Annotated in this window: 23 protein-coding genes; 11 read left to right on the top strand and 12 right to left on the bottom strand. The window is 41.9% G+C overall.

The window, feature by feature from the left end; genetic code table 11:
- Positions 1–18 precede the first annotated feature (18 nt).
- Positions 19–1,662, bottom strand: coding sequence for a S16 family serine protease (locus tag IRQ95_RS00200; RefSeq protein ID WP_194435013.1), 1,644 nt, complete (start codon positions 1,660–1,662; stop codon positions 19–21).
- Positions 1,663–1,854: 192 nt separating this feature from the next.
- Here IRQ95_RS00200 and matP point away from each other — a divergent pair, with 192 nt between their 5' ends.
- Together matP and IRQ95_RS00190 are read left to right on the top strand one after the other, a co-directional pair.
- Positions 1,855–2,304 carry a macrodomain Ter protein MatP gene (matP, locus tag IRQ95_RS00195; RefSeq protein WP_194435012.1) on the top strand — a complete coding sequence of 150 codons (450 nt, stop codon included), beginning with the start codon at positions 1,855–1,857 and terminating at the stop codon, positions 2,302–2,304.
- A gap of 10 nt (positions 2,305–2,314) precedes the next feature.
- Positions 2,315–2,626: a DUF3634 family protein gene (locus IRQ95_RS00190; protein ID WP_075651939.1), complete on the top strand. Its 312-nt coding sequence runs from the start codon at positions 2,315–2,317 to the stop codon at positions 2,624–2,626.
- A 268-nt stretch (positions 2,627–2,894) separates the two neighbouring features.
- Here IRQ95_RS00190 and IRQ95_RS00185 read toward each other — a convergent pair whose 3' ends face one another.
- Complete coding sequence (locus tag IRQ95_RS00185; RefSeq protein WP_194435011.1) at positions 2,895–3,032, bottom strand: hypothetical protein; 138 nt, start codon at positions 3,030–3,032, stop codon at positions 2,895–2,897.
- 803 nt (positions 3,033–3,835) lie between these two features.
- Here IRQ95_RS00185 and IRQ95_RS00180 point away from each other — a divergent pair.
- Both IRQ95_RS00180 and IRQ95_RS00175 read left to right on the top strand, forming a co-directional pair.
- Positions 3,836–4,231 (top strand): regulator, encoded by a 396-nt coding sequence (locus tag IRQ95_RS00180; RefSeq protein WP_348541567.1) that lies wholly within the window; start codon positions 3,836–3,838, stop codon positions 4,229–4,231.
- Positions 4,232–4,507: 276 nt separating this feature from the next.
- Entirely contained in the window at positions 4,508–4,876 is a 369-nt protein-coding gene (locus tag IRQ95_RS00175) for a regulator (protein ID WP_194435010.1), read from the top strand.
- 6 nt (positions 4,877–4,882) lie between these two features.
- On the opposite strand, the gene IRQ95_RS00170 is transcribed toward IRQ95_RS00175, so the two are convergent.
- From IRQ95_RS00170 to IRQ95_RS00135, 9 genes are all read right to left on the bottom strand, one after another.
- The gene (locus tag IRQ95_RS00170) at positions 4,883–6,676 is read right to left on the bottom strand and encodes an ATP-dependent nuclease (RefSeq protein ID WP_194435009.1); all 1,794 of its coding nucleotides are present in this window, start codon (positions 6,674–6,676) and stop codon (positions 4,883–4,885) included.
- A 471-nt stretch (positions 6,677–7,147) separates the two neighbouring features.
- Positions 7,148–8,332, bottom strand: a complete 1,185-nt coding sequence (locus IRQ95_RS22370; RefSeq protein ID WP_194435008.1) for a secretin N-terminal domain-containing protein — start codon at positions 8,330–8,332, stop codon at positions 7,148–7,150.
- Complete coding sequence (locus tag IRQ95_RS00160; RefSeq protein WP_194435007.1) at positions 8,329–9,672, bottom strand: zonular occludens toxin domain-containing protein; 1,344 nt, start codon at positions 9,670–9,672, stop codon at positions 8,329–8,331. Before IRQ95_RS00160 ends, IRQ95_RS22370 begins: the two co-directional genes overlap by 4 nt.
- A 9-nt stretch (positions 9,673–9,681) precedes the next feature.
- Positions 9,682–10,017, bottom strand: a complete 336-nt coding sequence (locus IRQ95_RS00155; protein ID WP_194435006.1) for a DUF2523 domain-containing protein — start codon at positions 10,015–10,017, stop codon at positions 9,682–9,684.
- On the bottom strand, positions 10,017–11,453 hold the full coding sequence (locus IRQ95_RS00150; RefSeq protein ID WP_194435005.1) for a virulence factor TspB C-terminal domain-related protein: 1,437 nt from the start codon (positions 11,451–11,453) through the stop codon (positions 10,017–10,019). The genes IRQ95_RS00155 and IRQ95_RS00150 overlap by 1 nt, the downstream gene beginning before the upstream one ends.
- A gap of 137 nt (positions 11,454–11,590) precedes the next feature.
- The gene (locus IRQ95_RS22265; protein ID WP_267254413.1) at positions 11,591–11,719 is read right to left on the bottom strand and encodes a hypothetical protein; all 129 of its coding nucleotides are present in this window, start codon (positions 11,717–11,719) and stop codon (positions 11,591–11,593) included.
- A 250-nt stretch (positions 11,720–11,969) separates the two neighbouring features.
- Positions 11,970–12,314, bottom strand: coding sequence for a DUF1293 domain-containing protein (locus IRQ95_RS00145; RefSeq protein ID WP_194435004.1), 345 nt, complete (start codon positions 12,312–12,314; stop codon positions 11,970–11,972).
- Positions 12,314–13,396, bottom strand: a complete 1,083-nt coding sequence (locus tag IRQ95_RS00140) for a replication initiation factor domain-containing protein (protein ID WP_194435003.1) — start codon at positions 13,394–13,396, stop codon at positions 12,314–12,316. The genes IRQ95_RS00145 and IRQ95_RS00140 overlap by 1 nt, the downstream gene beginning before the upstream one ends.
- Positions 13,386–13,586 carry a hypothetical protein gene (locus tag IRQ95_RS00135; RefSeq protein ID WP_194435002.1) on the bottom strand — a complete coding sequence of 67 codons (201 nt, stop codon included), beginning with the start codon at positions 13,584–13,586 and terminating at the stop codon, positions 13,386–13,388. Before IRQ95_RS00135 ends, IRQ95_RS00140 begins: the two co-directional genes overlap by 11 nt.
- Positions 13,587–13,946: 360 nt before the next feature.
- Between IRQ95_RS00135 and IRQ95_RS00130 the strand changes: the two genes are divergently transcribed.
- A complete protein-coding gene (locus tag IRQ95_RS00130; RefSeq protein WP_194435001.1) occupies positions 13,947–14,315 on the top strand; it encodes a DUF3693 domain-containing protein in 369 nt (122 codons plus the stop codon).
- 191 nt (positions 14,316–14,506) lie between these two features.
- On the opposite strand, the gene IRQ95_RS00125 is transcribed toward IRQ95_RS00130, so the two are convergent.
- Positions 14,507–14,857: a hypothetical protein gene (locus tag IRQ95_RS00125; protein WP_194435468.1), complete on the bottom strand. Its 351-nt coding sequence runs from the start codon at positions 14,855–14,857 to the stop codon at positions 14,507–14,509.
- Positions 14,858–15,116: 259 nt separating this feature from the next.
- Here IRQ95_RS00125 and ccoN point away from each other — a divergent pair, with 259 nt between their 5' ends.
- The 6 genes from ccoN to IRQ95_RS00095 all read left to right on the top strand — a co-directional run bounded on the left by ccoN (position 15,117) and on the right by IRQ95_RS00095 (position 21,282).
- Positions 15,117–16,544: a cytochrome-c oxidase, cbb3-type subunit I gene (gene ccoN / locus IRQ95_RS00120; RefSeq protein WP_194435000.1), complete on the top strand. Its 1,428-nt coding sequence runs from the start codon at positions 15,117–15,119 to the stop codon at positions 16,542–16,544.
- Positions 16,545–16,556: 12 nt separating this feature from the next.
- Entirely contained in the window at positions 16,557–17,177 is a 621-nt protein-coding gene (ccoO, locus tag IRQ95_RS00115; protein WP_194434999.1) for a cytochrome-c oxidase, cbb3-type subunit II, read from the top strand.
- A gap of 10 nt (positions 17,178–17,187) precedes the next feature.
- Positions 17,188–17,361 (top strand): cbb3-type cytochrome oxidase subunit 3, encoded by a 174-nt coding sequence (locus IRQ95_RS00110; protein ID WP_194434998.1) that lies wholly within the window; start codon positions 17,188–17,190, stop codon positions 17,359–17,361.
- On the top strand, positions 17,361–18,338 hold the full coding sequence (gene ccoP / locus IRQ95_RS00105; RefSeq protein WP_194434997.1) for a cytochrome-c oxidase, cbb3-type subunit III: 978 nt from the start codon (positions 17,361–17,363) through the stop codon (positions 18,336–18,338). Before IRQ95_RS00110 ends, ccoP begins: the two co-directional genes overlap by 1 nt.
- A gap of 84 nt (positions 18,339–18,422) precedes the next feature.
- Positions 18,423–18,902, top strand: a complete 480-nt coding sequence (locus IRQ95_RS00100) for a FixH family protein (RefSeq protein ID WP_194434996.1) — start codon at positions 18,423–18,425, stop codon at positions 18,900–18,902.
- A gap of 7 nt (positions 18,903–18,909) precedes the next feature.
- Complete coding sequence (locus tag IRQ95_RS00095; protein WP_194434995.1) at positions 18,910–21,282, top strand: heavy metal translocating P-type ATPase; 2,373 nt, start codon at positions 18,910–18,912, stop codon at positions 21,280–21,282.

Genomic DNA, 21,282 nt, shown 5'->3' with positions numbered 1-21,282 from the left:
AAACAACTCCGATCAGTGCTAGTTAAACCAGTTTCTGATGCGTTCAATCCATGAGTCTGAATGTTCGTGTCTCTCAAAGTTTTCAATACGTTGAGCGATTTTGCTGATCACGCTTTCTTCATCGTCACCACGGAAAGGCTTACCCATAATGATCGGGATTGCTTGGTCGACCGTTTCAACAGACCATATATGAAATTCATTGTTTTTGATGCTTTCTACAACGTCTTTGTGAAGTGCTAGATGTTTTAAGTTGGTTTTCGGTAAGATCACACCTTGTTTGCCTGTAAAACCTTGGTGTTTACACACTTGGTAGAAGCCTTCAATTTTTTCATTTAAGCCACCAACGGCTTGCACTCGACCAAATTGATCGACCGCACCAGTCACGGCAATTTGTTGGTTGATCGGATATTCAGATAGAGCACTTACGAAAGAACATAGCTCCGCTAATGTCGCGCTATCGCCATCAACTTCACAGTAAGATTGCTCAAAAACAACGGATGCAGAGTAGGGTAATGGTTCATCCAATTTCAACGCACTTGCGACAAATGCTTGCATGATCATCATGCCTTTCGCGTGTAGGTTACCACCAAGCTCAGCTTTACGTTCTACGTCAGAGATATCGCCATCACCGAAATGAATGACACACGAAATACGTGCCGGTTCACCATAAGATTGAGGATGACCAGAGACATCAATTACTGTAAGACCATTGACCTGACCAACGCACTCGCCTTGAGTTTCGATGATGACTTGGCCATCAAGGATGTCAGAGCGTGCACGCTCAGGTAGGTAAGCTTCTCGGTAATATTTAGCGTCTATAGCAGAATCGATATCAGATTCTGTTAACTGTTCGCCATCACAGGTAGAGAGTGATTCGAAGAAAATTGCCAGATACCACATGATATCAAGAGGCATGTAGCGTTGATCTTCCGTCAGACGCGCACCGGCCATCATTAAGCGATGAATCGCAGATGGTGTTAGGGTTGGCAACTGGTTGGATTTTACTATCCAGTTTAAGTGACCTAAGAAAAGCTCAATAGTTTTTTGTGACAAAGCGAGTTCTAGTTCAACCTCACTATACAAAGCGAAACCGTTGTAAAGATCGGGCTCTAGATACTCCAGTTCTGCAATTTGGTCACGGTCACCAACCAGTAATAATTTGCTCGATACCGAATAGTGAATGTCGTTGGCGGCAAAGCGGGTTGGGTTAACGTTGATAGGAGAGCTGGTGCCTGTTAGCAACGCAGCTTTCAACATTACCCAGCTAGCTGGGTTTGCTAATAGTGTGGTAATGGGTAAGACGATAAAGCCTTGCTCACTTTGCTCCAATAAACCCTGATTGCGTTGCAGAATGTTGCCATCTTTATCACAGCTGTATGAACCAAACAGAGTCTTCATATCGATCGACTCTGTGGTCAATACTGGCTGCGCCGTTTTGCCTTTTACTACATCGGCAATGTGTTTGCGGTAAAATGCATTATCAGGACTATTTAACACTAAGAGATGGTTAAATCCTTTTAATGAAGTGAATGTATCGATCGTTTTGCTTAGTCTTGGCTGAGCTGAGGCAAAGTCAACGCAGGGAAGTGTATTGATAGTGTTTATAGAGCTATCGTATTCATTATATTGCGGCGTGACAGCTTGCCATTGTTCTTGGATCATTTGAGACATTCATTTATGCAAAAAGGTGACAAATTATATAGGAAAACTGACTCATCATATAGCATCTATCGACATACTAGAGTGCCGTTGCACATTTTATAGGCGATCTGAGTCGATATTTGAATGACAGTGGATTGTGAAAAAACTGACTTTGGGTTACGCTGTCACCAGAATGCTAACGGGTCATATAAAATGAAATATCAACAACTTGAAAACTTAGAATGTGGTTGGAAGTGGAAGTACCTTATCAAGAAGTGGAAAGAGGGTGAAAAGATCACTCGCCATATTGATAGCAGCGAAGACAAAGTCGCAGTAGAGGGACTTCTTAAGCTTGAACATGAGCCAAATCGAGTGCTCGAGTGGATTGAAGAAAACATGGCGCTTGAGTTAGATAACAAACTCAAGCAAGCAATTCGTGCTAAGCGTAAGCGTCACTTTAATGCCGAACAGATACACACTAAGAAGAAATCTATCGACCTTGATTATCGTGTATGGGAAAAGCTTTCGTACCGCGCGGGTGAGTTAGGTTGCACCTTATCTGATGCAATTGAATATTTGCTATCAGAAGCATCTCGAAGCGAGAAAGCATCTAAGACTGTGTCTAGTTTAAAGGAAGATTTGAGTAAGTTATTGGCTGATTAAGGAAGAGCAGATGCTATATGTCATTATTATCGCGGCATTAGTGATCTTTTGGTTGGTAGCGGTTGATAGACCAGTCTTAAAGGTGACTTTTAAGCAAGGGCACATCGAGAAAGTAAAAGGACATTTTCCCAATAAGTTTCACCATAATGTACAAGAAATTGGTGAGAGAAATCCTTTTGATGGCGAGTTGAAAGTATACCAACAGCGCACTGGTCCTAAGTTAGTATTCTCCAAGCAGGTTCCAAAAAAAGTGCAACAACGCATCCGAAATGTTTTCCCACACCAAGGCTTTACCTCTAAATCGGGTAAGAAAGCAGGCTAAACAAACATCCTATACCAAAACAACTTGGAGATGCAGGTAGGCGACAAAGGAACAAAGCCTCTGAGCATAGATGCTCTATGTGATGAGGTTTGTGAGTCCGCTGCAACTTCAAGTAGGACGGTTCTAATCAAGCATCATCGCGCAGCTTATACATAACATAGTTATGTTAAATGAGGGCGCGATTTTTTGTATCTGCCGTTTTAATCGCAAACCCAAACATCAATAGGCGAATAATTTCCCAGCACTGACGGTATAGGGATTGCCGTGGTTACAGGGTAACAATGTCTAATGCCATTGCAATCAATACAATACGCAGAATCGTTTGTACGTTGATACTGTTAAGTGACTGTTCCGTTAACAACCCGCTAGTCTTAGCGAAAGGATTTTGTGTACGTCTTAGAGTCATGGAATGCACCGCATTGATGCCTCTAGGCGTTATAGATAATTCCGGTGAGATAGTCGGGTATGTATTTTATCTCCTCGAATACCATTGCGTGACGTCGTAACACTTTCTCTAAGTTGAGAAATGCCACGTGGTCGTACGATTTAAAACAAACTATTTTGCATTCATCGGTAACGAACCAAGCAAGTCAGAGATTTCGTTGTGATTCAATTGAACCAAAAGCAATTGGTGTAGATAGGAAAAATAGCCAAAGGTTTGGTTGTCGTTGAGACCACGAAAATCTATTTTGATTGCGTAAGAAGCTAGAAGTCTGGCTAGCGTTTAGCATCGACAAATCACACAGCTAAGCGACTTAAATTTTAATTCCAAAGACTTATTAGCAGACAGTGCTGCGATAAAGACGGTCATCGATAAACAATCCAGACAGATGCCACAGCGGCAAGTTGAGATCATCAAAACAAATTTGAAAGTAAACAAAACTGTTATGGCTACAAACGATGAAGAGTTTTAGTAACTAGCCAATATCAACGTTGGGTAAGTATAAGATGAAAAACGTGAGATGAATTGAAGCTGATAACAATCTAAACGTACAGTTTTGAATTTGTATCGAGAAAGCATCGTTTAAAAACACAGAATATCGCAATTGGCAGAAACATGAAGAACGGTGCAAGTTAGCCGAACTTATAGCGTAGAAAGCGACGATTTGGTGCCAAAACAATGATAGTATTTCGATATACTTTAGTGCGCATTATGTGGCGAACTGTTAAATAATATTTATAAATTAAATAATAGAAAAGGACTTAAAAGTGTCTAAATTTAAGTCCTTACGAAATAGTAGCTCAAAAACACAAATATTTACAGCAATTGGTTCCAGTTTAACAGTACTTGAAGTATCTGAACTTTGTTTTAAAAGTGTGAGAACCGTCACTGATTGGAATAATGGAAAAGTAACGATTCCTCCAGAATGTATACGACTAATAAGACTGTATGAGAGCAGGAATCTAGGTATCTCTGAAGTATGGGATGGCTTCTGCATGACTAAAGAACTGCTTCAACTTCCAACGGGACAGTTTATTGCACCACAACAGTTGTTAGCTGGGTTAAGTCTACTGGAAGTATCAAGTCCGAATGATATTAAAATTCTGTCGAAGTTGTTAAGGATTGCGCGAGTTATAGAAACAATCAAAGCAAAAAGGCGATAAAAGAACCGGTCTCAATAAAAAGAGACCGGTATGTTGCTATATAGCAAATGGCTAACCAGCATCGAAGGATCTATTTAATGCTGGCATCTAAGTGCAAGAACATGCACTAGTCGATAGTAATCAAAGTGAGATAAATTGACATTTACTGTATTTATAAAATCCGAGCAGATTCTTATTACAGGTATGGAATTAGAACATCGATCGAAAATAAAATTAGAACTAATTAAACGTACACTATTTTAATGCTATCTATTTTATAAAATAGGAGGTGTTTTGATGACAATTTGCCGAGAAATAACGAAAAATTATCTTTTTAGACGAGTTAATTGTGGTCTAACAATAAAAGAAACCGCCGAGTTATGTTTCAAGAGTATTGAAATGGTTGAAGCATGGGATAAAGGGAAACCAATACCTCCTGAATGTAAAAGGTTAATGAGAAAAGCGTCAAAAAATGAACTCAGCCATTTAAAATCATGGAACAACTTCGCAATGATTAATGGGAAAATGAAATTACCGACTGGCAAGTTGGTAACAGCCCAACAAATAATACTAGGAATAGCACTTATAGAAATAGGGGCATCAAATGATGCCCATACGTCAAAGCTAATTTTGCGATACGCAAGAGCTATAAAGGATTTAATGTAGCTAAAACTAAATTCCCATTAACCGAGTGAATATATCACGCCATTGAGGTGGTATATCCGTGAGTTCAGGACCCCATTTAAGTGTTTCTTTGTATGCGCGATATGGTTTTTCAGCACTAGGTGCCGTGTATCCTAATGCATCCTCCATACACGCATTTAAAACAACTAAATTACTATCATTACTTAGAGCATTTCTAATATGTTGATTGTGTAATTCTGCACCCGCAGTACCTTCATCAGAATCATGCATAACAACAGGATCAATACCAACAGCTTTTAAGTATTTGATTAGAGATATCAATACTGGCTTTCCTCGTCCCTTGATAACTTCGCAGTTGGCGCGAACATAATCTTGTTGTTCTTGAGGCAAGCGCAAAATTGTCTCTCTAATTACAATATCTTCCGTGTCACCTTCAACAAGAACTGTTCGAGAACTGAAGAACGCACGCGCCACGTAATCATCTAATTTAAGTAGCATTTTAACGTAATGTTGGTCGTTTTCTTGAAGATTTTGAAATGCTTCAGATACACTAAAGTTTGTAATCTCACTACCTAAAGTATTTTTAGTAAATCGAATCAAGTTCTGTTTTGGTTTGCGCGACAAGTCAATCATATACGGAGAATGCGTAGATGCGATGATTTGATTATTGCGACCAACTAAGTCATAAATTGTTGAACGCATTTGATTCGCTGCTGACGGATGAAGGAAAATCTCGGGTTCTTCAAAACAAATGATAAGACCACGAGTGTTATGTGCTGTTCGCTGTTCTTCCCAAATTTTTCTAAAACGTAATAAACTAAAAACTGCAGAGCGAATTACACCAGTACCCTGATTTGAAATTGGAGTTCTCACATTACTTTCCAACTCAATATCAAACTTGGGTACTAGAACTTCATCTGGGTTACTTAAGTCAGCAGAGACGTGAACTTTAGATTCCGGAAAGACTGTGGACATAACATTGTTCAACTGACCTAAGAGTTTTCCAAAGTCAGAATCAACATCTGTAGGGTCTAATTCGGCAGACAAGTTATTTAAGTGCACTTGTGCCTGAGCATAATGAACAGAGTTGTCTCGAACATCTTTAAATAATTCTTTCAAAGTCTTTTGCAAAGTGCCTGAAGGCTTTGAAAGTTGATCCTCTCCGGATTCAGCCGGAATTAAAAGGTATCTAGGTAATTTGGTCAAAACGTTGGCAGCAATACCGCCGGGATTTTTAAAAAAAGTTTCTTCTGTAGTAATGTCCCAAAGTTCATCTATTGAATCCATTCGATCTTTGTTTTTCGCTACGTTTAGATTGCCTTTGTTCGAATCAAACGTCTCAATAGCTAAATCTTCACTGATACCTAGGCTTATTAGGTCTTGTATGGTTTTGGCAGATACATATTCTTCTTTCAAATTACGAACGTAAGATTTCAAATAATGTACGGGAGCTTTACCAGGAGTCCATTCTTTACGATATATGATATTTATCCCAGACTCTTCAGAACCTTCTGGAACCTCATAAGTAAACGTTCTACCTGCGAACCCTCGCCACGTGTTTGAATCGGGAGATACATCTCTAAACTCTGCTTCCATTACTACTTTATCAGTTGCAATAGAGCATTCGCCCGTTTCGTCATCTTTTACTGAATGAAATTCTTCTGTAGGAATCTGCTTACCGTGGAGTAGGTATTCGACAGCTTTTAATAGTGAGCTCTTACCACTATTGTTTTGACCAATTAAAAAGGTTGCGTCATTAAATTCTACTTTTACATCAACTAAGCGTTTGTAACCTTTTATTTCTAATGTATGAAGATACATAAGTTACTCCTTATTGAAAGTTGGAGTGATTGTATTCTTAAAAATTAATGGGACGTTATTGTGAAAAATGCTAGATATGACAATCGTCACATATGATGGGGCTGTTCGTTGGTTTTGTGCTCAGAATAACTGAAGACTAGCAATTTACCCCCGTAATACAGAACGGGGGTTTTAACGTTAGCCCATCATCTGCGCTCCGCCGTGCGAGCCCTCCGGCATGAGCGCACACAATGAACGAAACGCTTCAGTATCCATGAAACAAAAATCCAAGGTGCAATTTGTAATATGCGAGGTAGTTTGTTCTTGCAGGGAGAAGCTTTGGTCGTAATCGCTTTGAGTATATTCAGTGAGCAACCCTAGAATCGCGGTGAGGGTGTACTAGGCTCCGCACATGCTGAATGTATATTTGTGTATGCCGTAGCGTAACCTACGGCGGTGTTGATAGTTGGTTTGATTCTGTCCCTGCGGGGCTTAAACGTGCTCGATGTAAAGCACGACACTTAAGGTACGCTTAGTGGTTTTTTCTGATTCCGAACTAAAGAGCAGACCTAAGAATGGAATGTCGCCAAGAATTGGAACTTTCACATTTACCATCTGACTGTCTGTCGAAGTCATACCACCAAGTGCAATAGTCTGACCAGAACGCACAGAGAGTGTAGTATCGAGCTGTCTTTTAGAGGTTACAATGTCACTTGCTTCAATGGATTTATCTACTCGACTTAGCTCTTGTCTAATCTTAAGTTGTATTGTTCCATCGGCTCCAATATAGGGCATGACATAAAGAGATAAGCCCACATCTTTACGCTCAATCGTTTGGAATGGCTTGTCACTCGAATCGCCTTCAGTAGTAAAACTGCCAGTGATAAAAGGGAGCTCTTGTCCAACGGATATCAATCCTTCTTTGCCATGCATGATGGTAAGTTCCGGTTGGCTCAATAACTCAGTTTTGTCATTGGACTCTATGAATCGAACAAATGCCGTGAAATCTTCGGACCGAATAGTTGCGTTGGGTGCGAGCGGCATAAAACCAGCAATCGAACCTTCGAAAGCCGCTTGTATTGCACCGGCGCCAGCTGCCATATCTACAGTTAAATCGCGGAGGCTACCATCCATTGTTTCCACAATCGCAGCGCGAACTTTTATTTGTTGCTGAGGCCGATCGATTTCTTTGATGAGTTGCCTAACGTTAGTTTGGATTGTTTGGGGGGCCGTAACCATTAGAGCCGAATCCGCGATGATACTTGAAACCGCTGTAATGTCGGGAACATCGAGCAGAGATGATTGTACTTTTAAAGAGGTCTGCAAGGGCTCAAGTAACTGGGATGCTTTAACGTGCGAAAGGCTGTATGTTTTGGTGACGATACTATTTCCTGCTTTCAGTTTGTTTTTAGGTTGTACACGTATGACACTATCACTCTCTACATACACTAGATTGTGTGCGCGCATAACGCTGAACCATACATCTCTGAAATTTGCAGCATAACTGACTTGATAAACCTTTACTGAGTCATTGACCTCTGGATCAACAATAATCGTTTTTTCAAAAACCTCCGAAGATACGATAAAGAACTCATCGAGTGTTTTACCACTCAAGTTGGCAACATTCTGACTGTATGCAGAGAATGAAATGAGTAAGGTGAGGAAGAATAGTTTCACTGGTGTAACCCTCCTTGATGTAGTTCGCTGTTACCGGCACTCCTTGACTGTGAACGTTCGCGTTCCGGAGAGTGGAATGGGTCGAAGAATCCATATCGCGCAATGTGGCGACATGATTCAACCGGTACCGAGTAGATTGTTTTTTGTTGAGTGAAGCACTTGCAAGACTTGACCGTTGATACGCACGTAAGTTCTGGATAATCGAGAGCTTGCGACGTTAACCCGTCATAGATAGGTGCACTAAAAGGTAGAAAATCAGTACGAGGAATAAAGTTGCGGAGATACTCAGTATCTGATTCGGGGACTAATCGAATACCGCTTTTTGTGTACTTGTGTTCAACTGAACTTGCTTCCTGAGTTTGTTCTGTTGAATTAGCTTCTTTAGTTGATTTGTCATAGCTAATAAACGACTTGCCAATCATGGTGTGGAACAAGATTAGGTAGATACAAAAACCCACGACGGCCATTGCCAATAAAAGCTTAAACGCCAATTTTTTCAGCAAAGGATTAAATTTTACTTTGTGAGTGTGCTTTACCGAGCTGAGATAGACACCATGATACTTACTGTCTCTCTTAACGGTTTCACTGCCGACCTTTTTAAGATCTGATTTCGATTCAGGGTTGAAAAGTTTGTTGTGGTGATAGCGATTAATGAAGTCTCGACCAAAAAACTCTATATGGGTGTAACTTTGAATTCGTCTGCGAATGAATTGGTCTACGTCCTTAAAGTCTTGCGATATATACACCAAATCTTGACCGCTGTGTCGGTGCGTTGCTACAAACTCTACATGAGGCGGAACTTTGGCGGCAGAAGGTCTTATTGGGAAAAGGTTTTGAACTTCATCTGCGAGGATAACTGAACCAGCTGGCAGCTCGTGAATTTCGAGATGATTATCGAATTGTGTCCACGTTAGGTTCATCTCTTTTATATCATCATAAGTTAAATCGCATTCTTCTTTTCCGAGAATCGATAAAGCTTCTTGGTAGATAGCGAGACGTTTAGGGGAAGCCAGTTTTTTAAACCACTTGAGCCATTGCTTCATTGGATCATGTTGAGCATATCTTGCAGCAAGATAAGGAAAGTCGTCGAGTTCTGCCAAGCGTCCCTCGTCATCAATTTGCTCAAGTTTTTTCTGTAGCGCCTTATTGTTTGAGTTTTCAATCCAATATTCACCGTAGAGGAACCCCTGAAAACTTGCGCAGACGCTATAGTCAAACAGCACAACCCGGATGCCATGATAATAGGTTGGACGACCGGCAAAGTTATCATTTTCAATTATATACTTGATGGCGTTTAAGGTTTTTCCAGTACCCATACCACCGGAGAATGCATAAAGCATATTAAACCTCTATAAGCCAGTTGGGTTGGAAGGTCGTCGCCAAGAAGGACGATAGCCAGTCGTTTGGAATAAACCTGACAATGTAAAGGAGAAAACGAGACACGTTAAAAACGCATTGACCGCTTGAGGGAAACCACTAATTGCAACGATAGAGGCGAGGTCGGAAGGTAATCCATTTAGATTACTTTGAATAAAATCAACCAATGTATCGAGAGCCAAGTTCAAGCCAGTATAAGCAACCAAACTAAAGCCGACAGAGACAGCAGTGTAAGACACTAAACCTCTAACAATACTAGGAATCATTGGCACAACGAGTGTCGCCAAAAAAGTTAAGAAATAGGGCATCAATATACTCCTTGTAGTCGACCGATAACGTAAATACCACTCAACCAACCTAAAGCAACGATGATTGGAGCAAGCCATTCGATAAGGGTGCAAAATGCTGTGTAATCAATGGAAAAGGTCTCGCTTCTACCTGATAACGGGTTGGTGTAGCTGGCGTCAATTGGTGCAGGGCAACTGCCTTGGACTTGAATGCCATTGTCTAAATAGCGTGTGTCCAATTCAGCTAGATTCACTACGTCCTCTTGAACAATCGCCGCGGCGTTATCAATATTATTGAATTGGTCTGCCAATGCTGACTCTAAGCTATTGATGTGCTCTGTAACGCAATGATTGTCATACTGGATTTTTGCTTGCATACACAAGATGACATCACCTTCGCATTGAAACAGATTTGGGGCAGTTGAATCACAAGAGTAATTAGCTACTGATGGAGTCGTACCTGAATTATCTCCGCCAACCTGACTGCCACCTCCTGACGTTGATTGTTCGTTTAACTTTTTAAGCTCAGTTAACATGTGTTTCTGGTAACTGATGATGTGACCATTGGTACTGGAATCTTGATCTAGAATTTGCCCGAGCTCATGTGTGATGTTCTCTAAATGCTGATTTGAAATACTGACTTCGCCAACAATTGAATTTTCTGCTTTAGTCAGTTCTGAGTCAGGATCTTTTGCAATCGGTTCAGGATTGGGTAAAGGCGTTGAAGAATTATCAGTTGGTAGATCTGAACTTGAGTCGCCCCCGTTATATGACGGAGTGTCGTTCTGATAAATCGGCTCATAATTTTCCGGCGGTGCGTCACCTGTAGGATGTACATTGTCAGGTACAGAGAATACGTGACTCATTTCGACGACACTCGCATTATCTGCACTGTAGCTGCATGATTCACCGGTGTAGAACAATTCTAAACTGGTTTTCCAAACGCCATCCGACTCAGTTTCCACATAGACTGAGCTTTCAGTTTGGAAAGCAATAGCACAGTTGTTCGGGAAGCAAGATTTTCTATTATTGAAGGACGCTGGACCATACAAAGACTTATAGAACGTTCCTTCTTCAGGACAAGTAGGAGGAGGTGGCGGAGGTGGCGGTTCACCAAAAGAACAGGTGCCATCGCCGTTGTCTATTGCGTGACTCGAAGGGCAAGTATCAAGTTGCGTACGTGTTATACGCATTAAATGTGGTTTAGCGATACCACGCCAACAACGAATATAATGGCGATCGGAGAATTGATAAAAAGAAGGCCCCGTACATAATGGAAAATGTGTAGCTTGTTCTTTATAGATTTCACACCCTTCATAACTTGATGCGTGACCTAGTACTTCACCAGAAACATCGTCTTTACAGACATAAGCATCATTTCTATTGATAGTATTTGCGTTTGAATTGAAAGAATAGAGTGCTAGTAAGAAAGCAATGATGAGAAAAGTGTTTTTCATTATCAAACCTCATACTATTAGCGATGCAATAACCAAAAACCAATCAGCATGGTGATAATGGCGTAAGATTCGAATGTAATTTGCATATCAACACCTTAAAAAATACAGGGGCAAAAGCCCCCATATATAATGCAACTTTACTTAGCCGCACTCTTAAGACGATTGTATACAGCGATACCGCCAGAGAAGGCTAAGTAAGCAGCGCCAAGAGCAGCCGCAGCAGCTACACCATTTGTTACTACATCAAGAACAGCAGTCATATCCATAATAGATTTCCTTATTTTTGCTTTCGAAGTTCACGCCAAACAAAGCAGGTCGCCCAAAACACGAGAGTGTAAGGGATGATTTCCTGAAACTGAGCTAGCGTCATGTATTGAGGTGTTATCTCAGTGAGTAACACCGTTTCAAAGCCTGTTAAACAGGCGTTATTTACTAGAGGCTCTCTACAAACTAAAACGTACATAATTCACCTCGCAGAGCACCTTTAGATAAAGTATGAATGCAGGGCATCCACGATTAACCCTTTACCGATAACGAATTGGCAAAGTGCTTTTTAACCTGATCATCTTGGGGCACTAGTTCTGTTACTAAGACTTCTAGTGGATCATCTGGATTCGAACCAAACTTCAATTCGTACTCTGAGTTCGGTACAAACGCACGAGTCTCAATGAGTAGCTTTGCGTAATCGATACTGACTTTGAGAGGTTGTTTGTTGAAAGGGATGTCGGTGTTAAGACCCAGACCATATTGCTCAAACTTCTCAACACTGACTGATTCAACTGGACGAAGAACATTGAGTTCCGCCATTTCTTGTCCCGACTTAGGGAAACGTTTAACAACAATTCCTGTGATAATAGCCATTACCTTGACTCCATAATTGTATTCATAAGGGATTGATAAGAATCGGGTACACCAATGGAGGCGAAATCATCCCGACGATGTTTATGCGGAATCAACATGCCAAAAGCTTCACCGAGATCACCCTCAGTCATGGCAACGATTTCCGCTAGTGCAACACCACATTGGCGCCTAAGCCAAGCAATGCGCCCAAAGAACTCAAGTCCTTGAGCCTTTTTCTGTTTTGAAAACTTGATTGGCGGCGCGACTTCAATACTGGCGGCAAAGTCACACAAGCCAGCAAAAGATGATGCAGGTGAAGCTAGATAGTCGATATCAACTTTTTTGAGTTCAACTTCATTGCGATACCATGTCACTTGAGAGTCCGTGATTTTTTGTTCGAGCTTTTTGTTGTAAACACGCCAGTAAACCGTAGAAGTTCGAGAGCCGACAATGGTGGCTTCTTCAGATATTTCACCGAACTCGGACACGCGTTTATGCGCAACCATAGTTGGACCACGACCGCGAGCTGCGGTCCGAAAAGCTCCTTCATAAAAGCAACGTTCTGCATACGCGCAGTCAAAGTTGCCAGTAAAGTCATCGACGGCAAGATCCAAGCGGGCGAGGCGAGTGACACCTAAATAGACGGATAACCAACGATGTAATTCAATTGATGAGATGTGCTCAAATAATTTCGTGCAGCCAGTGCCGTTAATTTGAACAAAAACCGTATCGTTATTGCCACCAATGCCGACCAAACCACATTCAACTGAACCGGTTATATCCCAAATAATCATGGAATCGTTGTAACCATGAAGCCCACGACCACGCATCGGAGATACGCGAAACTTAAAGACTTTTTCCATGAACAAGTCGAAGCGGTCTGCTAAGACTTTGCGAACTTTGTTTTGATAGGTAGTAACGGCACGCTCAATAGCTTCTGGTGTATCTGCTGAAGCGTGTCTAAACTCCGGCATTTGGAGGTTAATAAATTCTTGGTCGTCAGATTTATCAAGATGACGCAAATCAGAATAGTTAAATGTAAACGCAAGGTGGTCGACTTTTACCGGGCGAATTTCGTCATTAAAAATTTGCTCAGATGGCATGGAAAACCCCCTTAAACAAAAGCTCTTGGTAGTTTTCATCTGTGATTAGAACTAGCTGATAAACGTCATGCCTATAATGGATTGCCATATAAGCTTCGAACTGAGATTGGTTGTTAAAGAAATGGTGTCCCCAAGGAAAGTATGCATTGATACCAACTCGAGGCTCATTGTCGATATAAATCACATCCATTACAGATCTCCTGGTTTTTTTAACAATGAACAGGAGACGGCAGAGTCAAATTTATGAGAACATTTGTCGCAGCATCGAGATTTGATGAAAACGTTACGGCATAACGGACAAAGGCGTAATCCAGTTCCAATGTGAAACTGGCTAGATTGAACTGCCATTTTTTGAAGTTTCGACTTTGTAACCATAACGCCACCTTGACCAGTGAGTTGAGCGACCACCAAGCATGAGAGTCAAGGTCTGCAAGCAAGGCGGTCTGATAAATTACGATATTTCGGAATACATTAATTACGAATTAGCGGAACCGCAAGGTACGAAAAGTCGGAAGTTTTGAGCTAAAATCAGTTAGCAGGAGGATTAACTATGTACCAAAGTCAGCTGTTAGATGCCTACAAAAAGGCGCAGAACTACACACAAGACAAACAAATTGCACGCGATTTGAATGTACAACCATCTCGAATCAGTGAAATGCGCAAAGGAGCACGCTATATATCTGATTCAGAAGCTGTTTTCTTAGCAGAAAAATCAGGAATTGAACCAGAGATAGCTTTACTAGGTTGTCACGCTGACCGCAATGATAATCCAACGATAAAAGCACATTGGGAAAGCATTGCAAAAAAGTTTAATGGGCTTGGATTGTCTGGAATATCAATGGTTTGTGGCGGATTGGCGTTAATGATTTCGAGCCCAGCAAAAGCATTATCTCAGTGCGCATTATGTATATTATGTTAAATATGATATATAAGCCACCAAGGTTACAGTGTCATTTATTCCCTTCTATTCCTTGGTTCACCATTGTGATTTAACATAATTGATTTACCATAAAATACTTAATAATCAGTTTTACTATCTATCGATATTAACTCTGATTATTAATAAGATCTGAGCTTAATACATAACTAAATTAAGTTCAGATCTAAAGTCTATTTAGTTGATAACTCTAATGTGTAAGTTTTCTCTTGTGAGTTATTGATTAGTGATAGTTGTTTTGATTCTTCTAAACCTATTTGCCAAATCTTAGGTTCCTCTTGGATTATGTCGGCGCCTTTGATTGACCAATCAGAATCACTCGCACTAATCGATAACATTTCGGACTCAATTTTAGCTGTGAACTGGGTCTCATTAACTTTAAAGTTACATTGTTTCTGTGCCCCACAATTCACCGTTATTACATCTTGATACGTAATTGTTCGCCATAAAAACGCCACAATTAGTAGTGTTAACATGATGATTATTTGAACAAAACGTCCTTTTGTTAGCTTCTGAGCTGCCATTTTGGTGTCTTCCCCGTGTAACAAACTTCAAAGTTTTAAAATAAATAGCAAAATCCAGACCAGGAGTAAGGTTACTTCCCTGTCATTAAAATGTTAATTGAAGTATTATTTGCCCCTGAAAATGCCACTTTTATTAAAGATCGCTAAGATTATTTAACCTAGCAATGGGGTCAAGTATTTCAAAGTAATTTTGGGTGGCATTACGACATGTGTCGTGTTGGAAGTAAAGTGTAGTAATTAGAATTGGAAGCATGCAAATATGAGCCAAGAAAAGCAGCTTGAACAAAACTATAACTATACCGTCGTTCGTCAATTCACCTTAGTAACGATTCTATGGGGTATTGTCGGTATGGCAGTTGGTGTTTTGATCGCCGCTCAATTAGTATGGCCACAGTTAAACTTTGATACGCCGTGGCTGACGTACAGTCGTTTACGTCCACTGCATACTAATGCGGTTATTTTTGCGTTTGGTACCAGTGCTCTGTTCGCAACATCTTATTATGTTGTGCAGCGTACCTGTCAGACGCGTTTATTTGGTGGCCCTCTCGTTCCTTTCACCTTCTGGGGTTGGCAGGCAATTATTTTAGCCGCGGCTATTACTCTGCCTTTAGGTTATACCTCAGGCAAAGAATATGCAGAATTGGAATGGCCTATTGATATCGCAATCGCAGTTGTTTGGGTATCTTACGCAATCGTGTTCTTTGGAACTCTTATAAAACGTACCACGTCTCACATTTACGTGGCGAACTGGTTTTTCGGTGCATTCATCATCACCGTAGCCGTTCTGCATATCGTAAACAGTATGGCGATTCCTGTGAGTGCTGGTAAATCTTATTCGATTTATTCCGGTGCCGTCGATGCCATGGTTCAATGGTGGTACGGACATAATGCGGTAGGTTTCCTTTTGACTGCTGGTTTCCTCGGTATGATGTACTACTTCGTACCAAAGCAAGCTGAGCGCCCTGTTTATTCTTACCGTCTATCTATCGTTCACTTCTGGGCGCTAGTATCTCTATATATTTGGGCTGGCCCTCACCACCTACATTACACAGCTCTGCCAGACTGGACTCAGTCACTGGGTATGGTAATGTCGCTGGTACTATTTGCACCATCTTGGGGTGGCATGATCAACGGTATCATGACTCTATCCGGTGCGTGGCATAAGCTTCGTTATGACCCAATCCTGCGTTTCCTAATCGTATCCCTATCTTTCTACGGCATGTCGACTTTTGAAGGTCCAATGATGTCGATTAAGACGGTTAACGCGCTATCGCACTACACAGATTGGACGATCGGTCACGTTCACTCTGGTGCACTCGGTTGGGTTGCTATGGTATCTATCGGTTCTGTATACCACTTAATCCCTCGCCTATTTGGTCAAGAGCGCATGTACTCAGTCGGTATGATTAATGCGCACTTCTGGCTAGCAACAATTGGTACCGTTCTGTACATCGTTGCTATGTGGATTTCTGGTGTAATGCAAGGTCTGATGTGGCGTGCAGTTAACTCTGACGGCACACTAACATACAGCTTCGTAGAGTCAGTTCAGGCGTCTTACCCATTCTACACAGTACGTTTCATTGGTGGCTTTATTTTCCTAGCCGGTATGTTCCTAATGGCGTACAACGCGTACAAGACAATCACTGCACCTAAACATAGCTTAAAAGCTATTGAGCAACCGGCATAAGGAGATTTAAGAATGAGTTCAAATTCTAACAATCGCCATGAAATTGTTGAACGCAATGTCGGTCTACTTGCGATTCTGATTGTGATTGCCATTAGTTTGGGTGCTTTAGTAGAAATCACTCCGTTGATTTTTCAAAAGCAAACAACCGAGCCTGTAGAGAACTTACGTCCTTACACAGCGCTTGAGATGGAAGGCCGTGATGTATATATCCGTGAAGGTTGTAACGTTTGTCACAGCCAAATGATTCGTCCTTTCCGCTCTGAAACTGAGCGTTACGGTCACTACTCTGTGGCTGGTGAAAGTGTTTGGGAACACCCATTCCTATGGGGTTCTAAGCGTACTGGTCCTGATCTAGCACGTGTTGGTGGTCGTTATTCTGATGAATGGCACCGTGTACACTTGATTGATCCACGTGAACTCGTGCCAGAGTCAAACATGCCAGGCTTCCCGTGGCTTGAAGAAAATCTTCTTGATGGCAAAGACACTCAGAAGAAACTTCAAGTATTCCGTGATCAATTTGGCGTTCCTTACACTGATGATCAAATCGCTAATGCGGCGAAAGACGTAGAAGGTAAAACAGAGATGGATGCAATCATCGCTTACCTACAGTCTCTTGGCCATGCAATGAAGTAAGGAGGCAATTATGGATATCGGTACTATTCACAGTATTTGGACCATAGTTCTGTTTGTTAGCTTTCTAGGTGTGGTTTGGTGGGCTTACGGTAAAAGTCGTAAGGCCCGTTTTGATGAAGCCGCCAACCTTGTTTTCGCTGACGAAGAGCAAACGCCCACGAAAGATCAAGGAGTGACCAAGTAATGACGACATTTTGGAGTCTTTGGATAATCATTATCACGGTCGGCACTTTGCTTGGCTGTGCAGCCCTTCTGTATTGGTGCCTGAAAGACAAAATGGGCGTAGAAGAAGGTGCTGACATGGGGCATGAGTACGATGGTATTCGTGAATTAAACAACCCATTACCTAAATGGTGGACTTACCTTTTCGTGGGTACGTTCGTTTTCGCTGCTATTTACTTAGCGCTTTACCCTGGTCTAGGCAACTTCAAAGGCTTTTTAGGTTGGCAAAGCTCGAACCAAACGGTTCGTTCATTGGAAGAATCTAAATTAGCAATTGAAAGTGCTCAGCAAAATAAGCAGCTAAACCAATATGCAAAAGAGTTGGATGATGCGGATGCGTATTTTGGCGAAGCATTTCGTCGCCTAGCATTTGTTGAAGGTACGGAAGAGCTAAAAGCAATTCCAGACATCGCGCAAGACCCTGAAGCAATCAAAGTAGGTCAACGTTTGTTCCTACAAAACTGTTCTCAGTGTCACGGTTCAGATGCTCGTGGTTTAACTGGCTTCCCTAACCTTACAGATGGTGCTTGGCTCTACGGCGGTGAACCGCAAGCTATCGTTACTACTGTAATGCAGGGTCGTATCGGCCAGATGCCGGGTTGGCATGCTGCACTTGGTGATCAAGGAGTTAAAGAAGTCGTTAGCTATACGCTAAGCTTATCTGGTCGCTCAGTGAATGCTAAGGAAGCTGAAGCAGGTAAAATGAAATTTGCTGTATGTGCTGCTTGTCATGGCACAGATGGTAAAGGTAACCCTGCTGTAGGCGCACCCGATCTCACTGACCAATACTGGTTATTTGGTGGTAGCCGTGCGGCTGTAACTGAAACGGTTATGAATGGTCGTTCTGGGGTTATGCCTGCGTGGAAAGACATTTTGGGTGAAGACAAAGTTCAGTTGGTTTCTGCGTACGTGTGGAGCCTAAGTAACTCAGATAAATAGTAACATTTCTAAAACAGCCCCTTTCGTAGGGGCTGTCATTTCGCTAAATTATTCCTACTTACATTTTCATTCGAGAACTTTTTTATGGTAAAGCCTTGGTATAAGCAGTTTTGGCCGTGGTTTCTAATCGCACTTCCTTTAACGGTTGTTGTGGCGGCGTTCATAACCTTGTCTATTTCTATCAAAAACTCCCCATCCTTGGTCACTGAGGATTACTATAAAAAAGGTAAAGGGATAAACATCGATATATCTAAGGTCAATGCAGCTAAAGATTTGAACCTTAAAGCGAACATTATTTCCGATGGTGCCGATATCATCATCCAATTTGATAAAGGCAATATGCCTCATTTCCCTGCTCTATCTGCGATGTTTGCTCACCGAACTTTGGCAGACCAAGACTTTAATCAGTTGGTCACCTCAGACGCTTCTGGTAACTACCGTATTAAGTTAGAAAGCGCCATTCAAGGACCGTGGTTTATTGAGTTGACTCCTCATGACAAAGCCTGGTTAATCCAAGGTCGTGTTAATTTCCCTTCTGAGACAGCTACTGTATTAATGGATTAAAAGTATTATGTGCAAAGCGTGTTATCACTGTGGTGAAGATGTACCAGTCGACACGGACTTTAAAGTAGAGATATTGGGTGATATCCGCGACATGTGCTGCCCCGGTTGTGAGACTGTGGCACAAACCATCGTCGATAGCGGTTTGGTCTCTTACTATCAATATCGCACGGCCCCCGCTGAAAAAGCTGATCTCGTCCCTGAACAACTTCAAGCTCTGATTCATTACGACAATCAAGACGTTCAAAATGAATTTGTCAGAAACAGTGATGAGCTTTCCGAGGTGACGTTGTCACTGGAGGGTATTTCTTGTGCGGCTTGTGCTTGGTTGATTGAGAAGCAACTCTCCCATACCGAAGGTGTTGTGCGAATTCGAGTAAACACCGCTACTAATCGTGCATTGCTCTCATGGAACAATACCCAAACCAAGCTCAGTGAGTTGCTATCGGTTATACATCGTTTAGGCTATAAAGCCGCTCCATTTGAAGCCGACCAGCAGGAAGCAGCTTATCACCAAGCGATGAAACAATACCTTTATCGTTTGGGTATCGCTGGCCTTGCCACCATGCAAGTAATGATGCTTGCGGTAGCGCTCTATTTAGAAGTATTTGGCGACTTAGACACGGAATTTAAAAATTACTTTCGTTGGGTGAGCCTTATTTTCGCGACACCTGTCATGCTCTACTCTGCACTGCCTTTCTATATCAATGCTTGGCGTAGTTTAAAAAGCCACACACTAGGCATGGATGTCCCGGTATCTATTGCGATGATCTTTGCTTATGTCGCAAGCATGGTGGCCACGATTACCGAGCAAGGTGAAGTTTTCTTCGAATCGATTTCGATGTTCGCTTTTTTCCTTTTGGTCGGTCGTTTTCTTGAAATGCGAGCTAGACGCAAAGCTGCTGCTGCCAGCGGTAATTTACTTAAATTGATACCTGCGATGGCAACGACTCTTGATGGCGAGCAAGTACCAGTTAAGTCGCTAATTGTTGGTGATCAGGTTCGCGTGTTACCGGGCGAACACATTCCAGCGGATGGTGTGATTGTTGAAGGTCGTATTCACATTGACGAATCTATGTTAACTGGTGAATCTGTACCCGTTGTTAAGCAATTAGGTGATACCGTATTTGCTGGCACGCTTAATGGTGAAGAATCATTTGTCTTAGAAGTACGCTCATCAAAAGCGGATTCAATGATATCTAACATTGTGCGTTTGCAAGATGAAGCTCAACTTTCCAAACCGAAAATCGCCGAGATTGCCGATATTGTCGCGCGCTACTTTGTCGCAGTGATCCTCATTATTGCAGCGGCAACCTGGTTCTACTGGCAGCAACACCAACCTGAAGATGCTTTTTGGATTATGTTGGCGGTTCTCGTTGCAACGTGTCCATGTGCCCTATCTCTCGCAACACCAACAGCATTAACCTGTGCGACTTCGCGTATGGGTAACTTTGGAATCCTACTGCGCAAAAGCCACGTATTTGAAACCTTATGCAAAGTTAATCACCTCATTGTTGATAAAACGGGCACGTTAACTCATGGCGATATTGTGATTAGCGATGTGTCGCTGTTCAGCGATATTGACCGAGATCTTGCTCTTAAACTGGCGGCTTCTTTGGAAGCGCATGCAAACCATCCGTTAGCAAGAGCATTTCGTATTTACCATGACCCCAATGTTGTTGTAGATGAAATTGAAAACACGATTGGTTCGGGAGTTTCTGGGCAGCATCGAGAGCAACAACTAAAAATTGGTAGCGCCGATTTTGTGTTGGCGGATGCTGGCGCAGCGCAAGCCAATGCAATTTACCTCTCTTTAGCAGGCAAACATATCGCCACCTTCTTTTATCAAGACCCGATCCGTAAAGAAGCTGAGATTTTCATTAAGCAATTCCAACAAGCTGGTGTACGTGTCACTTTGCTTACTGGTGATTCGAAGCCAAATGCTGACTTGGTCGCTAAGCAAATCGGTATTGATGATGTGATTGCCGAAGCCAAACCGCAAGATAAGTTGCAATACTTAAAATCAGGCGACAAGAATGACATTACTATGATGATTGGTGATGGTATTAATGATGCCCCGACACTTGCTGGTGCGCACCTTTCTGTCGCAATGGGTGGCGGCACAGACGTCGCGAAAGCATCTGCCGATATGGTATTGCTTGGTGATAATTTAGACCGCATCTTAAAAGCTCGTGAGCTAGCGCTTAAAACGCGAAGAATTATTGCCGAAAACCTCGCTTGGTCGTTAGGCTATAACCTATTAATTCTTCCATTGGCAGTTGCTGGTCTCGTCGCACCATACTTTGCAGTGGTGGGCATGTCGGCAAGTTCAATCATTGTGGTATCTAATTCACTTAGATTGCTTAAGGAACAAGGTAAGTAA

The organism is Vibrio fluminensis (genome assembly GCF_015278125.1).
GTDB lineage: Bacteria > Pseudomonadota > Gammaproteobacteria > Enterobacterales > Vibrionaceae > Vibrio > Vibrio fluminensis.
The sequence above is the reverse complement of the archived record's forward strand: the minus strand, read 5'-3'. Positions and strand labels throughout refer to the sequence as shown.

Excerpts from the sequence above, each read along its gene's own strand:
- IRQ95_RS00160 (WP_194435007.1), bottom strand. The coding sequence starts at position 9,672 with ATGCTTTATGCATTCTCCGGTGGTATGGGTACTGGAAAAACCTTAAAC.
- IRQ95_RS00155 (WP_194435006.1), bottom strand. The coding sequence starts at position 10,017 with ATGCCCTATTTCTTAACTTTTTTGGCGACACTCGTTGTGCCAATGATT.
- IRQ95_RS00200 (WP_194435013.1), bottom strand. The coding sequence starts at position 1,662 with ATGATCCAAGAACAATGGCAAGCTGTCACGCCGCAATATAATGAATAC.
- matP (WP_194435012.1), top strand. The coding sequence starts at position 1,855 with ATGAAATATCAACAACTTGAAAACTTAGAATGTGGTTGGAAGTGGAAG.
- IRQ95_RS22265 (WP_267254413.1), bottom strand. The coding sequence starts at position 11,719 with ATGGATATGACTGCTGTTCTTGATGTAGTAACAAATGGTGTAGCTGCT.
- IRQ95_RS00150 (WP_194435005.1), bottom strand. The coding sequence starts at position 11,453 with ATGAAAAACACTTTTCTCATCATTGCTTTCTTACTAGCACTCTATTCT.
- IRQ95_RS00110 (WP_194434998.1), top strand. The coding sequence starts at position 17,188 with ATGGATATCGGTACTATTCACAGTATTTGGACCATAGTTCTGTTTGTT.
- IRQ95_RS00185 (WP_194435011.1), bottom strand. The coding sequence starts at position 3,032 with ATGACTCTAAGACGTACACAAAATCCTTTCGCTAAGACTAGCGGGTTG.
- IRQ95_RS00125 (WP_194435468.1), bottom strand. The coding sequence starts at position 14,857 with ATGGCAGCTCAGAAGCTAACAAAAGGACGTTTTGTTCAAATAATCATC.
- IRQ95_RS00145 (WP_194435004.1), bottom strand. The coding sequence starts at position 12,314 with ATGGCTATTATCACAGGAATTGTTGTTAAACGTTTCCCTAAGTCGGGA.
- IRQ95_RS00100 (WP_194434996.1), top strand. The coding sequence starts at position 18,423 with ATGGTAAAGCCTTGGTATAAGCAGTTTTGGCCGTGGTTTCTAATCGCA.
- ccoO (WP_194434999.1), top strand. The coding sequence starts at position 16,557 with ATGAGTTCAAATTCTAACAATCGCCATGAAATTGTTGAACGCAATGTC.
- IRQ95_RS00095 (WP_194434995.1), top strand. The coding sequence starts at position 18,910 with ATGTGCAAAGCGTGTTATCACTGTGGTGAAGATGTACCAGTCGACACG.
- IRQ95_RS00190 (WP_075651939.1), top strand. The coding sequence starts at position 2,315 with ATGCTATATGTCATTATTATCGCGGCATTAGTGATCTTTTGGTTGGTA.
- ccoN (WP_194435000.1), top strand. The coding sequence starts at position 15,117 with ATGAGCCAAGAAAAGCAGCTTGAACAAAACTATAACTATACCGTCGTT.
- IRQ95_RS00140 (WP_194435003.1), bottom strand. The coding sequence starts at position 13,396 with ATGCCATCTGAGCAAATTTTTAATGACGAAATTCGCCCGGTAAAAGTC.
- IRQ95_RS00170 (WP_194435009.1), bottom strand. The coding sequence starts at position 6,676 with ATGTATCTTCATACATTAGAAATAAAAGGTTACAAACGCTTAGTTGAT.
- ccoP (WP_194434997.1), top strand. The coding sequence starts at position 17,361 with ATGACGACATTTTGGAGTCTTTGGATAATCATTATCACGGTCGGCACT.
- IRQ95_RS00175 (WP_194435010.1), top strand. The coding sequence starts at position 4,508 with ATGACAATTTGCCGAGAAATAACGAAAAATTATCTTTTTAGACGAGTT.
- IRQ95_RS00135 (WP_194435002.1), bottom strand. The coding sequence starts at position 13,586 with ATGGATGTGATTTATATCGACAATGAGCCTCGAGTTGGTATCAATGCA.
- IRQ95_RS00130 (WP_194435001.1), top strand. The coding sequence starts at position 13,947 with ATGTACCAAAGTCAGCTGTTAGATGCCTACAAAAAGGCGCAGAACTAC.